The organism is Irregularibacter muris (genome assembly GCF_024622505.1).
In the GTDB taxonomy this organism is placed as follows: Bacteria; Bacillota; Clostridia; order Eubacteriales; family Garciellaceae; genus Irregularibacter; species Irregularibacter muris.
This window is the reverse complement of sequence record NZ_JANKAS010000003.1, coordinates 137,641-150,886: the sequence shown is the minus strand read 5'-3', so window position 1 is coordinate 150,886 and position 13,246 is coordinate 137,641. Positions and strand designations below refer to the sequence as shown.

At 37.3% G+C, this 13,246-nt stretch carries 14 protein-coding genes and 1 riboswitch; of the genes, 12 read left to right on the top strand and 2 right to left on the bottom strand.

The features are described from left to right. Positions 1-849 carry an ABC transporter ATP-binding protein gene (locus tag NSA47_RS05100; RefSeq protein ID WP_257529833.1) on the bottom strand — a complete coding sequence of 283 codons (849 nt, stop codon included), beginning with the start codon at positions 847-849 and terminating at the stop codon, positions 1-3. A gap of 2 nt (positions 850-851) precedes the next feature. Next, entirely contained in the window at positions 852-1,226 is a 375-nt protein-coding gene (locus tag NSA47_RS05095) for a GntR family transcriptional regulator (RefSeq protein ID WP_257529832.1), read from the bottom strand. Between the two features lie 246 nt (positions 1,227-1,472). Then, positions 1,473-1,654, top strand: a riboswitch (cobalamin riboswitch). A 175-nt stretch (positions 1,655-1,829) separates the two neighbouring features. Here NSA47_RS05095 and NSA47_RS05090 point away from each other — a divergent pair. The 12 genes from NSA47_RS05090 to NSA47_RS05035 all read left to right on the top strand — a co-directional run bounded on the left by NSA47_RS05090 (position 1,830) and on the right by NSA47_RS05035 (position 13,244). After that, complete coding sequence (locus tag NSA47_RS05090; protein ID WP_257529831.1) at positions 1,830-2,354, top strand: ATP:cob(I)alamin adenosyltransferase; 525 nt, start codon at positions 1,830-1,832, stop codon at positions 2,352-2,354. Between the two features lie 51 nt (positions 2,355-2,405). Then, the gene (locus tag NSA47_RS05085; protein ID WP_257529830.1) at positions 2,406-2,804 is read left to right on the top strand and encodes a hypothetical protein; all 399 of its coding nucleotides are present in this window, start codon (positions 2,406-2,408) and stop codon (positions 2,802-2,804) included. Further along, the gene (locus tag NSA47_RS05080; protein ID WP_257529829.1) at positions 2,767-3,309 is read left to right on the top strand and encodes a hypothetical protein; all 543 of its coding nucleotides are present in this window, start codon (positions 2,767-2,769) and stop codon (positions 3,307-3,309) included. The genes NSA47_RS05085 and NSA47_RS05080 overlap by 38 nt, the downstream gene beginning before the upstream one ends. Positions 3,310-3,574: 265 nt before the next feature. Further along, positions 3,575-4,330 (top strand): exodeoxyribonuclease III, encoded by a 756-nt coding sequence (locus NSA47_RS05075; protein WP_257529828.1) that lies wholly within the window; start codon positions 3,575-3,577, stop codon positions 4,328-4,330. 36 nt (positions 4,331-4,366) lie between these two features. Continuing rightward, positions 4,367-6,259 carry an ABC-F family ATP-binding cassette domain-containing protein gene (locus NSA47_RS05070; RefSeq protein ID WP_257529827.1) on the top strand — a complete coding sequence of 631 codons (1,893 nt, stop codon included), beginning with the start codon at positions 4,367-4,369 and terminating at the stop codon, positions 6,257-6,259. A gap of 204 nt (positions 6,260-6,463) precedes the next feature. Beyond that, positions 6,464-7,489: a threonine aldolase family protein gene (locus NSA47_RS05065; protein ID WP_257529826.1), complete on the top strand. Its 1,026-nt coding sequence runs from the start codon at positions 6,464-6,466 to the stop codon at positions 7,487-7,489. A 17-nt stretch (positions 7,490-7,506) separates the two neighbouring features. After that, positions 7,507-7,788 (top strand): DUF503 domain-containing protein, encoded by a 282-nt coding sequence (locus NSA47_RS05060; RefSeq protein ID WP_257529825.1) that lies wholly within the window; start codon positions 7,507-7,509, stop codon positions 7,786-7,788. Between the two features lie 25 nt (positions 7,789-7,813). Beyond that, positions 7,814-9,049 carry an amidohydrolase family protein gene (locus tag NSA47_RS05055; RefSeq protein WP_257529824.1) on the top strand — a complete coding sequence of 412 codons (1,236 nt, stop codon included), beginning with the start codon at positions 7,814-7,816 and terminating at the stop codon, positions 9,047-9,049. A 263-nt stretch (positions 9,050-9,312) separates the two neighbouring features. After that, positions 9,313-10,338 (top strand): LacI family DNA-binding transcriptional regulator, encoded by a 1,026-nt coding sequence (locus NSA47_RS05050; RefSeq protein WP_257529823.1) that lies wholly within the window; start codon positions 9,313-9,315, stop codon positions 10,336-10,338. Positions 10,339-10,351: 13 nt separating this feature from the next. Beyond that, positions 10,352-11,281: a ribokinase gene (gene rbsK / locus NSA47_RS05045; RefSeq protein WP_257529822.1), complete on the top strand. Its 930-nt coding sequence runs from the start codon at positions 10,352-10,354 to the stop codon at positions 11,279-11,281. Positions 11,282-11,294: 13 nt separating this feature from the next. Beyond that, complete coding sequence (rbsD, locus tag NSA47_RS05040; RefSeq protein ID WP_257529821.1) at positions 11,295-11,714, top strand: D-ribose pyranase; 420 nt, start codon at positions 11,295-11,297, stop codon at positions 11,712-11,714. 33 nt (positions 11,715-11,747) lie between these two features. Next, complete coding sequence (locus tag NSA47_RS05035; protein WP_257529820.1) at positions 11,748-13,244, top strand: sugar ABC transporter ATP-binding protein; 1,497 nt, start codon at positions 11,748-11,750, stop codon at positions 13,242-13,244. Positions 13,245-13,246: the final 2 nt, after the last annotated feature.

The window sequence follows — 13,246 nt, the reverse complement described above, 5'->3', positions numbered from 1 at the left end:
TTATTCCCCCCTTACCATATAAACCATAATGTCTTCTAGACTAGGTTTTTCTATTATTACTTTATCTTTTAGGGTATTTTGTATGATTCTTGGACTTTCTGTCAATCCCTCAAATCCAACTTTAGTTTCCCTAAGGGAGATAAAGTTTTTTCGAATGGAGGCATCTAAAAGATGGGGTGCTCCTTTTACAATTTTAAAAGATTCTAGAATTTCATCCTTAGACTTAGAGAATATTATTCTCCCTTTATTGATAAAGGTAATATAATCGGCAATCTTTTCTAAATCTGTGGTGATGTGGGTAGAAAAGAAAATAGATTTATTTTCATCTTGAATAATATCGTATAAAATATCTAAAATCTCTCTTCGAAAAACAGGATCTAGACCCGAGGTGGGTTCATCCATGATAATCAATTCTGCCTGGTGGGAGAGGGCAAGGCTAAGAGAGAACTTCATCTTCATCCCCTTAGATAATTTCTTTATTTTCTGCTTTGGGTCCAAGTCAAATCTTTTTAAATACTTTTGAAAGGTGTCTTCTACCCAATGACTATAAAAAGGGGAAATAATATCCTTCATTTGTTTTATAGATAAATCTTCATAAAAATAAGAGGAATCATAGACAAAACCTATCCGATCTTTGATTTCTTTCTCCTGTTGTACATTGTCTTTTCCAAAAATTTTAATTTTACCCTCATCTTTTTTCAAAAGATTCATGATGAGTTTAATGGTGGTGGTTTTCCCAGCCCCATTGGGTCCGATAAAACCCATAATATACCCTGGTTCTAAGTGAAAAGATACATTGTCTAAATTGAAATTTTTAAAGGATTTGGATAAATTCTCTACTTGTAACATCTCTATACCTCCTGAAATAAAATCTGTAGCATTTCTTGAACTTCTTGATGACTTAACCCTAATAATTTACTTTCTTTGACCACTTCCAAAAGTTTTTCTTCTATAATCTTTAATTTCTTTTCCCGTAAAAGTTCTTTGTTCTGCATGGCCACAAAGGAACCCTTTCCTTGCATGGTTTGGATAAAACCTTCTTTCTCCAATTCCTCATAGGCTCTTTTGGTGGTAATCACTGATATTTGCAAATCCCTGGCAAGGCCTCGAATAGAAGGCAAAGCATCTCCCTCTTGTAGATGGCCCCTTATGATCATGCCTTTAATTTGACCGGCAATCTGTTGATAAATAGGTTCATTGGAAGAATTGGATATCATAATTCCCATGACAACCCTCCTTCTACACAGCTGTGTATAGTGTGACTATACTGTATATATATTATATTAACAGTATAGAAAATATATACTTTTTTGTCAATAAGTTTTTTGAAAAGAGATAGAGAAGAAAAGAGAAAAGTTTGCCTTGCTAGCAAGGAACCAAGCTTTTCTATATCACTGGAGCGACCTTGGCCGCTTTCTTGTAAAAATTTAGTTGTATTTTTGAAAGTATGGGAATATAATGAGTTATAAGACAAGTTAATAAGTCAAATAGGTTGCATGAAGATATGCATGAAAAGGGAAACAGGTTAAAGTCCTGTGCGGTCCCGCCGCCGTAAAGTATAGTATGTGCTGTTTTTACTAGCCACTGGGAAACTGGGAAGGCAAAAACAGTTTTTGTACTGAGCCGGAAGACCTGCCTATATGAAGGAACAATTGGAAACTTCACGGGATATGAAGTGTTGTTCATGGTGACCAGAAGATAACATTCTATATATACCATAGAATACAGAGAAAAAACCCTTTCCCGTGAGGTGGAAAGGGTTTTTTCTGTTGGCAGGAAAACAAATGAAGTAGCAGCTGATGGCTTATATTTATTGAAGGAGGTAGATCATGGGGAAATTTGATGAAGTATGTTATACTTTTATGCCAGAGAAAAGTATGTTCTGTGATTTTGAAGTATTGACCGATGGATTAAGTAGTTATCTGGGATTGGTGCACTCTATAGCAAAACAGGAGAACTATCCTAGAAATTTACAGGAAGATGTATTATGGTTATGTGAAATGTCCCTTCACGTTAACGGTTCCTTAAGAGGAAAGTTAGCGGTGGAGAAGGAGGACTTGGAGAAACTGCACAAATTGTATCAAGAGTATCAGGCCGATATAAAGATTAAACATTTCACTTTGCCTACGGGGTCCTATCTGTCCTGTCAGATAAATATTGCTAGACATAAAGCCAAGGAAGTGGTCAGGCTACTGAATAAAATTCATCGAGAGGAAAAGGAAGTCCCCTCTATACTTTTTTCCTTTACCAATTTATCGGCCAACTTCTTATATATACTAAGCCTTTATGTCAATATTTTAGATAAAGAGGAGAACAAATTATTTACATCCAAAAGTTATGAATTAAAAATATAAGAAAACAGCACAAACTTCACCACTTCAAAATAAAAAGGAGGAAAAGTAAAGATGAATAAAAAAGTAGGCATTATTATTGGCGTTTTATTAGTAGCGGTATTATTATTTGTAGGTTACAATACATTCCTGTCTCCCAAGGGAGTAGAAGGAGAAAAAAAGGTAGTCATACAAGTGGTTAATGAAAAAGAAGGGGTAGATAAAGAATTTACCTATACTACAGATCACGAATTCCTACTGGCCCTTTTGCAAGAACATGAAGAAGAGTTAGGAGCAACCTTTACGAAATATGATTTTGGTACAATGGTTACAGGACTGATGAATTATGAGGCTAAGGAGAGCGAAAGTGAGTATTTTTATATCACCGTAGATGGGAAAGAAGCAGAAACAGGCCCCCAGGAAATCCCTATAATGGATGGAGAACATTACAAATTTGAGCTACAAAAATTCTAAAATGAGAGCCAAGGATATTGCCCTAATCGGGCTACTCAGTGCTACCATTACAGGGGGGAAATTAGCCTTATCCTTTATTCCTAATGTGGAAATTGTGACCTTGCTTTTTATTATTTATGCCAATGTCTTTGGAATAAAGAGGACTTTCCTAGTATCGCTCATCTTTACCACCACGGAAATATTTATTTATGGATTTAGTACATGGCTAATCGTATATTACTTTGTTTGGCCGTTGTTGGTGGTGCTATCAGGAACCTTAGGAAAGAAGGTAAAAAGTGAATATGGCTTTGCCATCTTAGGCGGGATTTATGGATTAGGTTTTGGAGCATTTTTCGCTGTGGCAGAATCCTTTTTCTATGGTTGGGCCTATGGCATTACCTATTGGGTAAGGGGATTGCCCTTTGATATCATTCACGGAGTCTCCAACTTTATCCTAATATTAATACTTTTTAAGCCTTTACAAAAGGTCATTTCCCATCAAGGAAAAAGAATAATTCTAGACTAAGGACACAGAAACAGGTCTTTATTTCAAAAGAAAATAATAGATGCTTTATCTCTAAAATAATTTATTTTTAGCCATCTTCATATCTTCCTTTCCCATGAAAAGTGTGCATATTGCACACTTTTTTCTTAATGCAGGAAAGGAGGTCTTGCTAGTAAGGGACCAAACTTTCTTAAAGCAGAAATTCTAGGCTCCTTGTTTCTTTTCCCTCTTGTTCCTTGGGGAAGACATTGATACAATAGGCTTATGATGGAAAGGAGAGATGAAAGTGAAGATGGTATCGTGGAATGTCAATGGTCTTAGGGCCTGTATGAATAAAGGATTTATGGATTATTTTAAGGAAGTGGATGCAGATATTTTCTGTTTACAGGAAATAAAACTACAAGAAGGTCAAATAGATTTGGACTTAGAAGGATATGATATGTACTGGAATTATGCAGAGAAAAAGGGATACTCCGGTACAGCTATTTTCACAAAACATAAACCTTTGTCGGTAAGATATGGAATAGATAGGGAGGAGCATGACAAAGAAGGGCGAGTCATTACCCTAGAGTTTGAAGACTTTTTCATGATAACTTGCTATACTCCAAATTCCCAAAGAGGTCTTGCAAGATTAGCGTATAGAATGGAATGGGAAGAGGAATTTAGACAGTATTTAAATGAATTAGATAAAGAAAAACCTTTAATTCTATGCGGTGACTTAAATGTTGCCCATAAAGAAATTGATTTAAGAAACCCTAAAAGCAATACAAAAAATGCAGGCTTTACTATAGAGGAACGGGAAAAAATGACAAAGCTATTAGAGTCCAAGTACATTGATACCTTTAGATATTTTTATCCCGAGAGGGAAGATGCTTATACTTGGTGGTCTTATATGAGACAGGCTAGAGATAGAAATGTTGGTTGGAGAATTGACTATTTCATTGTATCAGAAAGATTAAAAGATTCATTAAAGGATAGTGAGATTCATTCAGAAGTTTTAGGAAGCGATCACTGTCCCATTGTTTTGACATTAGAAATATAGCCATTAAAAGCCTTGAAAATGGCAGGAGGAATCGTTGTGAACTTATTAAGTGTAGAGAATATATCAAAAAAATATAGCGAAAAAGAGCTATTTCATCATATAAGTTTTGGAATACACGAAGGGGATAAAATTGGACTGATTGGCATTAATGGCACAGGGAAAAGCACTTTGCTCAAGGTACTTATAGGACAAGAGGCAGCAGAGGATGGAAGAATTATTAAAGGGAACGACGTCAGGATTGAATACCTGAGCCAAAATCCTTATTTTGATCAGGAATCTACAGTTTTAGAGCAGGTATTTCAAGGAAGTGCCAAGGAAATGGAGATCATTAGAGAGTACAATAAAGCCTTAGAGTCCCCAAGGACGTCCAGTGAGGAAATCATTAGACTAAGTCAGCAAATGGATGCTTTGAATGCCTGGGAATTAGAAAGTGAGGCCAAGACCATCCTTACAAAATTAGGCATTACAGATTTTAAAGCCATAGTGGGAAAGCTATCTGGGGGGCAGAAAAAAAGAATAGCCCTGGCATCGGCTTTGATTAAACCCAGCGATTTACTGATCTTAGATGAGCCTACCAACCATTTAGATGATGACTCCATTGATTGGTTAGAGGGATATCTAAATAATCGAAAGGGTTCTCTCTTGATGATTACCCATGACCGGTATTTTCTAGATAGAATCGTGAACAAAATTATAGAATTGGATAAGGGAAAGCTCTATGAGTATCAAGGAAACTATCAGTATTTTTTAGAAAAGAAAATGGAACGAGAGCAATTACAGAGTTCTTTAGAGCAAAAAAGACAGCAATTGTATAATAAAGAGTTAAAATGGATAAGAACAGGGGCTAAGGCTAGAACCACCAAGCAAAAGGCAAGAATAGGGAGATTTGAAAAGCTCAAAGAGGGAAAAACAAACCTAAATACAGAAAAGATGGAGTTATCTGTAGGAGCTACAAGACTAGGACGAAAAGTAATAGAAGCAATCAATATCTCAAAAAGCTTTGGAGATAAAAAGGTCATCCAAGATTTCAGCTATACTCTTTTAAGGGATGACAGAGTAGGCATCATAGGAGCAAATGGCAAAGGAAAATCTACCTTAATCAACATTCTAGCAGGTAAAATAAAGCCAGATACCGGTAGGGTAGAAAGTGGTGAAACCGTAAAGATCGGTCTATTTTCCCAGGAAAGCTATCATATTGATGAAAAGCTTAGGGCCATAGAATATATCAAAGACGCAGCAGAATATATAGAAACTGCCCAGGGAGATAAAATAACCGCCTCTCAAATGATGGAAAGATTTTTATTTGATGGTACCCTACAATGGACCTATATTTCCAAACTTTCTGGGGGAGAAAAAAGAAGACTGCACCTTTTAAGAGTATTGATGGAGGCGCCTAATGTACTTTTATTAGATGAACCTACCAATGATCTGGATATAGAAACCTTGACCATTTTAGAGGACTATTTAGAAGGTTTTCCAGGGGCGGTGATTGCGGTATCTCACGATAGATATTTCCTAGATAAAATAACCGAAAAAATATTCTTATTTAAGGAGCAGGGAGAGATAGAACAACATACGGGGAATTATACTGAGTTTTTATTGTCCCAAAAAGATAATCTTGAAGAAGACAGTCAAGACAAAGAAAAGAGTCCTAAGGAGAAAAAGGTCAATATCTCTTACAAAAGGAATAAAGAAAAACCTTTAAAATTTACTTATAAAGAACAAAGAGAATATGAAACCATAGATGATGAGATTACAGAATTAGAGGATAAAATAGAAAAAGTAGAAGCACAAATGGGGCAAACAACGACTGATTATATCCTTCTTCAGGAATTGACAGAAGAGAAGTCTAAGCTGGAAACAGCTCTAGAAGAGAAAATGCAAAGATGGGTATATCTCAATGAATTAGCTGAAAAAATTGGACAATAGGAAAAGGGATAGGAATAGGTAAATTTCCATAAGAACCCAAGAGAGGGTAGAGGATATGTTTTATAAGTCAAGTGAAGGGCAAACAAAATGAATAATGAATTTCTAGAAGGATAGCTGCTACATCTAATGATAGTAGATAAATAATAAAATTAAAAAAGTATGGAGAATAAGTGAATCCAAAATTTGATGAATGGGGAGATGAATATGTACAGTTTTATGAATGATTATAGTGAGGGAGCCCATCCACAGGTTCTAGATCTCATGATCAAAGCAAATTTAGAACAAAATGGAGGATATGGGCAAGATATTCACAGTGAAAAAGCAAAGGAATATATGAAAAAGGCTATGGAAAGGGAAGATGCAGATATTCATTTTATTCCTGGAGGTACCCAAAGTAATCTTCTTGTGATTGGTTCCTTTCTTCGTCCCCACCAATGTGTGATTTCTGCGGATACCGGCCATATCACAGGTCATGAATCAGGGGCTATAGAGGCAACTGGACATAAGGTTATTAGTGTGCCCTGTAAAGAAGGGAAACTTACACCCTATGAAATACAGAGAGCCCTTGAGGAAAACGCTGAAGAGTATACACCTCAACCAAAGATGGTATATATATCCAACTCTACCGAGTTGGGAAGCTTATATTCTAAGGCAGAATTAGAAGCTCTTCATGCTATCTGCAAGGAAAAAGACTTACTTCTCTTTATGGACGGTGCCCGCCTTGGTTCAGCTTTGATGAGTGAAGCCAATGATTTAGCATTAAAGGACATTGCAAGGTTAGTGGATGTTTTCTATATTGGCGGCACCAAAAACGGTGCATTATTAGGAGAAGCTATTGTTATTCTTAGGGATGAGCTCAAGACAGATTTTCGTATCCTAATGAAGCAACGAGGAGCTATGATGGCTAAAGGATTTGTCTTAGGCATCCAATTTGAAGCCCTGTTCCAAGATAATCTGTACTTCGACCTGGCAAGGCACGCCAATAAAATGGCAGAGAAAATAGCCAGTTCATTAGAAGCCTTGGATTATACCTTTTATGAGAAGCCTGTCTCCAATCAGCTATTTATCACACTACCCAATACTTTACTGGAAAAGTTATCAAAGGAATTTAAATACACAGTACAAGAAAAGCTGGACAAGGACAGGACAGTAATAAGGCTTGTTACCTCTTGGGCTACCACAGAGGAAAGTGTAGATGCCTTAATCGAATTCTTCAAGAAAAATAGATAAAAATAGGGGGTGAATCTATGTTTGTCGGGATTTGTACCTTAGAATGTAGAATTCAAGAGGCCCATTCTCTTAAAGAAAAAAGAAGTGTTGTGAAAAGCGTGATGGAAAGAATAAAAGCTAGGTTCAATGTTTCCATTATTGAAGCAGATCAACAAGACATTTGGCAAAGGGCAGAAATAGGTTTTGCCTGTGTATCTTTAAGTCAGATACAGGCAAGAAAGACGGTAGAGAAGATAATAGATTTTATAGAAAAAGATCATCGGTTGGAAATTATGGACTCTGCTGTGGAGATCCTGTAGGAAATAATATAAAGGGGGAAGAAATATGGATCTTATAATTCGTAATGCAAGGCTTAGAAACAAAGAAGGACTATGGGATATGGGAATTCAAGAGGGGAAAATCACAGCCCTAGCAGAGAGGCTGGAAGTCAAGGCCAAAGAAGAAATAGATGCCAAGGGGAATCTAACCACCCCAGCTTTTATTGATCCCCATATCCATTTAGATAAAGTCAATATCGTAGATGTAGTACGGGAGAATAAAACCGGTACCCTCACAGAGGCTATTGAAATTATTTGGGATAAAAAGAAAAATTATACTACTGAGGATGTGGTAGAAAGAGCAGGCCAGGTAATCAAAATGGGGGTATTAAACGGCACCACTCGCATGAGAACTCATGTGGATATAGATACCATAGGAAAGTTAAAACCCCTAGAAGGAGTACTTGCTACCAAAGAGAAATATAAAGACATTATGGATATTCAAACCATAGCCTTTCCCCAGGAAGGAATAATCAAAGATCCCGGTTGTGAAAAACTCATGGAAGAAGCTATGGAAATGGGGGCAGATATTGTAGGGGGCATGCCTGCCAATGAGAATACTCCGGAAGACAGTAAAAAACATATTGAAATCTGCTTTGATATTGCGGAAAAGTATAATGCAGATGTGGATATGCATGTGGACGAAACCGATGATCCCTTTTACAGAACTTTAGAAATGCTGGCCGATGAGACCATAAAAAGAGGATGGCAAGGAAGAGTTACCGCAGGCCATACTTGCGCCCTAGCGGCCTATGATGACCACTATGCCAGCTATGTCATTGACAAAGTGAAAAAGGCCGGTATTCATATGATTACCAATCCAGTTACTAACCTAATGCTTCAAGGGAGAAAGGATAAACAGCCTATAAGACGAGGGATTACTCGAGTCAAGGAACTATTGGAGGCAGGAATCAATGTAAGCTTTGGACAAGATTGTGTCAAAGATACCTTCTACCCCTTTGGAAAGGCAGATATGCTAGAAGTCGCTTTAGTTACTGCCCATGCAGCTCAAATGAGTTTACCCCAGGAAATAGAAAAAGTCTTTGATATGATTACCCAAGATGCTGCCAAAATCTTGGGCGTGAAAAATTATGGAATAGAAGAAGGGAATATCGCAGATATCGTCATTATAGATGCAAAGACACCCCGAGATGCCATAAGGCTTCAGCCCGATAGACTTTATACCATTAAAGGGGGCAAAGTTGTAGCTAGAAGTCAAAGCAATAGGGAAATACTTCTATAGATAAAATAATCGTGAAGAAACATCTAAAGAGCAGTCCACCCCTAGGGGGAGGCTGCTCTTTTTTAAATATAGGATAGTTAATTCTTGTGAGTAAGGGGGCCCTTCTATAGCCCTAAAGTGACCATAGTCATTTTCCTATAGTTTTTGGGGGATTTTGTAGAAAATTAGGGTTATTTATTTATTGTAAATTTTGGAACTTTACAGTATAATAAAGGTGGGTTAAACGTTTAACCTAATAATGAAAAAGAAAGTAGAAGATCATTATGACAAAAAAGCCGGTAACCATTAAAGAAATTGCCAAGGAGGCTGGGGTTTCCATTGCCACAGTTTCTATGATATTTAATAACAAGGATAAAAGCATTAGCCAAGCAACTCGGGAAAAGGTATTAGAAATTGCTAAGGAGAAAGATTATATTCCCAATTCAATGGCGAGAAGTCTTGTGACCAGACAGAGCAGAACCTTAGGGTTGGTATTACCAGATATTGTAAATCCATTTTTCCCGGAGATTGCCAGGGGTGCGGAAGATAAGGCAAGGCAGGCACGATATAGCATCATTATTTGTAATACAGATGATAACTTAGAACAGGAAGATAAGTATATTGACATTTTAACAGAAAAAATGGTAGATGGGATTATATTTGCCCATTCTGCAGACCGAAAAGACATTGCTAGAGAATCTCGAAAATATAGAATGCCTATTGTGTTAATTGATAGGGACTATGCAATGCCAAATGTAATGGGAAAGGTGCTTATAGACAATCAGAAAGCTTCCTGCAAAGGGGTAAATTATCTTTTGGAAAAGGGATATAAAAAAATTGCCTATATTGCAGGTTCTATGAATACACAAACGGCCAAAGATAGATTAGATGGATACAAAAATGCATTGGCTCAAAACAAAATTACCTATGATAACCATTATGTAAAAATAGGTGAGTACAAAAGTCAATGGGGTATGGAAGCCACAAGACAATTGTTGGAGGAAAATATACCCTTTGATGCGATATTTTGTGGAAACGATTTAATTGCTATAGGAGCTATGAAAGCCCTTAAAGAGGCCTCTTTAAGGGTGCCGGAGGATGTTGGGATTATGGGATTTGATGATATTTATGTGGCCAGTATGGTAGAACCAGAGCTTACAACCATTAAACAGCCAATTTATGAGATGGGTTATCGGGCGGCAGAGATACTTATAGACGGTATTGAAAATAAAGAACAGCCAAGAAATAAATCCTCGGAGGGAAGAAAGATAATTTTAGATACCGAGTTAATTGTTAGAAAATCTAGTTAAAGGGGAGAAGGCTATGATCGCAGTAGTGGGGAGTTTAAATATGGACTTGGTGATTAATGCAGATAGAATTCCTAGATCTGGGGAGACGGTGATGGGAAAAAGCTTTAAACAAATTCCTGGAGGGAAAGGAGCCAACCAAGCCGATGCTATTGCAAAGCTAGGATGTGAAGTACATATGATAGGTTGTGTAGGGCAAGACGCTATGGGGAGGATTTTGAAAGATTCCCTTAAAAGGGATGGGGTCAATATAGAGGGAGTTTTGGAAAAAACCGATGCTTCCACTGGAGTAGCCTCCATTATCGTTGATCCTAAAGGGAATAATGTGATCACCGTGGCACCAGGGGCAAATTATAGGTTAACTGTGGAAGATATTGATAATTTTAGTCCAATCATTACCACAGCAGATCTTTTGCTCCTTCAGCTTGAAACTACCTTAGAAACCGTTAGAGAATCCTTGAGAATAGCTAAATCAGCAGGAAAAATGACGATATTGAATCCTGCACCAGCAGCTAAGCTGGATAAAGAAATTCTTATGAATACAGATGTTTTAACACCCAATGAAACGGAATTGGAGTTATTAAGTGAGTATCCAACAGATACCCTGGAAGGGATAGAGATTGCCGGAAAGAAAATGGTAGACAAAGGGGTAAAAGAGGTGGTAGTAACCTTGGGCCATAAGGGATGTATGTACATAAATAGAGAAGAAACAAAGCATTATCCGGCATATAAAGTGAGAGCCATAGATACGACAGCTGCCGGAGATAGCTTTAATGCAGCCTTGGCCGCAAGCCTCAGTAAGGACCAAACCATGGATGCTGCCATTGCATTTGCCATGAAAGTTGGTGCAATGACCGTGACAAAGGAAGGAGCCCAGACTTCCCTTCCCTTGTTAAGAGAAGTTGACCAATTTGAAGACTGGTTCAATGGGCAAAACACGATGTAAAGGAGGAAGGCAAGTGAAAAAAAGCACGTTATTACATTCGGAAATTTCCTATGTGATATCTAAAATGGGGCATACAGATACTTTAACCATTGGGGATGCCGGACTACCTGTACCAAAGGGTGTTCAAAGGATAGATTTAGCAGTATCAAAGGGCATACCTAGTTTTATGGAGGTTTTTGAGGCCATTTTATCTGAACAACAAATAGAAATGGTGATTATGGCTAAGGAAATAAAGGAAAAAAGCATAGATCTTCATCATAAAATTTTGGAGAAAATCTGCAGTCTCAAACAACAGGATAACCGAGATATTCAAATATTCTATGTCTCCCATGAGGAATTTAAAGAAAAAACCTTAGAGAGCAAGGCCATTATTAGAACTGGCGAATTTACACCCTATGCAAATATTATTTTGGTATCGGGAGTAGTCTTTTAAAACCAGTAGGATGTAGAAATTGGAGGGGGAATTATGCCTGAAAAAATTATATCCATGAGGAATATCGTAAAGAAATTTTCTGGCGTCCGGGTATTGAATAAAGTAGATTTCAATATTTATAAGGGGAAAATTATGGCACTACTAGGTGAAAATGGTGCAGGTAAGTCTACGCTGATGAAAATCCTGACAGGGGTATATTTAAAAACTTCTGGCGAAGTGTATTTCCAAGGCAAAGCTGTAAATTTCACCAGTACAAAAGAATCCCAGGACAGTGGAATAGCCATTATTCATCAAGAGCTAAACCTCGTTCAGCATTTGTCTATTGGGGAAAATATATTCTTGGGTAGGGAACCTGTGACCAAAGCGAAAAATATAAAATGGGCTGAGTTATATGAGGAAGCAAAAAAGTGGCTTGACAAACTAGGACTAGAGGAAAATCCTAGGGAGCTTGTGAAAAACCTAAGTGTGGGAAAACAACAACTTATTGAGATTGCGAAGGCTCTTTCTTTAAATGCTAAAGTAATCATTATGGATGAACCCACAGGAGCACTTACCATTGCTGAAACCCAAAAACTATTTCAAGTCATCAAAGAATTAAAACAACAGGGCCATAGTATAGTCTATATTTCCCATAGATTAAATGAAATATTTGAAATTTGTGATGATGTCACTGTGCTCAGAGACGGAGAATGGGTAGGGGAAAAGCCTATTGGCCATTTAGATCAGGATAAAATTATTGAAATGATGGTGGGAAGAAAACTAGAGGAACAATATCCTAGAACCCAAACTCAATTGGGAGAGGTTGTTTTGGAAGTAAAGGGGATGACCAATAAATTTGTAAACAATGCATCCTTTAGCCTCAGAAGGGGTGAGGTCCTAGGAGTTGCAGGTCTTATGGGTGCAGGAAGAACAGAACTTGCAAGAACCCTTTATGGCATTTACCAAAAAGACAAAGGAGATATTTTCATAAGGGGAAAAAAAGTAAAAATAAACAATCCGAAAGACGCCTTAAAACATGGAATTGCTTATGTTTCAGAAGATAGGAAGGCCAATGGGGTTGTATTGAACCTAAATGTGATTGAAAACGTTACCTTATCCTCCCTAAAGTCCTTTGGTGGAAGATTTGGAAACATTAGAAAATCCCAGGAAGAGGTGGCTACTCAAAAGTATATAAGAAGCATGTCTATTAAAACTTCCAGTGCAAAACAATTATTAAAATTTTTAAGTGGAGGCAATCAGCAAAAAGTTTCTTTGGCAAAAAACTTAAATACAAATCCTGAAATTCTGCTTTTAGATGAGCCAACTAGGGGAGTAGATGTTGGGGCAAAAAAGGAGATTTATGAACTCATTAATCAATATAAAGAAGAAGGAATGAGCATTATCATGATCTCTTCTGAAATACCAGAGATTTTAGGGATGAGCGATAGAATTTTGGTTATGCATGAAGGGAAGATAACAGGGGTCTTGGATATAGATGAGGCCAATCAGCAAAATATTATGAGCTTAGCTGTGGGAAAGGAAGTGAGATAAAG

Excerpts from the sequence above, each read along its gene's own strand:
- NSA47_RS05055 (WP_257529824.1), top strand. The coding sequence starts at position 7,814 with ATGGATCTTATAATTCGTAATGCAAGGCTTAGAAACAAAGAAGGACTA.
- NSA47_RS05100 (WP_257529833.1), bottom strand. The coding sequence starts at position 849 with ATGTTACAAGTAGAGAATTTATCCAAATCCTTTAAAAATTTCAATTTA.
- NSA47_RS05065 (WP_257529826.1), top strand. The coding sequence starts at position 6,464 with ATGTACAGTTTTATGAATGATTATAGTGAGGGAGCCCATCCACAGGTT.
- NSA47_RS05085 (WP_257529830.1), top strand. The coding sequence starts at position 2,406 with ATGAATAAAAAAGTAGGCATTATTATTGGCGTTTTATTAGTAGCGGTA.
- NSA47_RS05080 (WP_257529829.1), top strand. The coding sequence starts at position 2,767 with ATGGAGAACATTACAAATTTGAGCTACAAAAATTCTAAAATGAGAGCC.
- NSA47_RS05035 (WP_257529820.1), top strand. The coding sequence starts at position 11,748 with ATGCCTGAAAAAATTATATCCATGAGGAATATCGTAAAGAAATTTTCT.
- NSA47_RS05060 (WP_257529825.1), top strand. The coding sequence starts at position 7,507 with ATGTTTGTCGGGATTTGTACCTTAGAATGTAGAATTCAAGAGGCCCAT.
- rbsK (WP_257529822.1), top strand. The coding sequence starts at position 10,352 with ATGATCGCAGTAGTGGGGAGTTTAAATATGGACTTGGTGATTAATGCA.
- NSA47_RS05050 (WP_257529823.1), top strand. The coding sequence starts at position 9,313 with ATGACAAAAAAGCCGGTAACCATTAAAGAAATTGCCAAGGAGGCTGGG.
- NSA47_RS05090 (WP_257529831.1), top strand. The coding sequence starts at position 1,830 with ATGGGGAAATTTGATGAAGTATGTTATACTTTTATGCCAGAGAAAAGT.
- NSA47_RS05095 (WP_257529832.1), bottom strand. The coding sequence starts at position 1,226 with ATGGGAATTATGATATCCAATTCTTCCAATGAACCTATTTATCAACAG.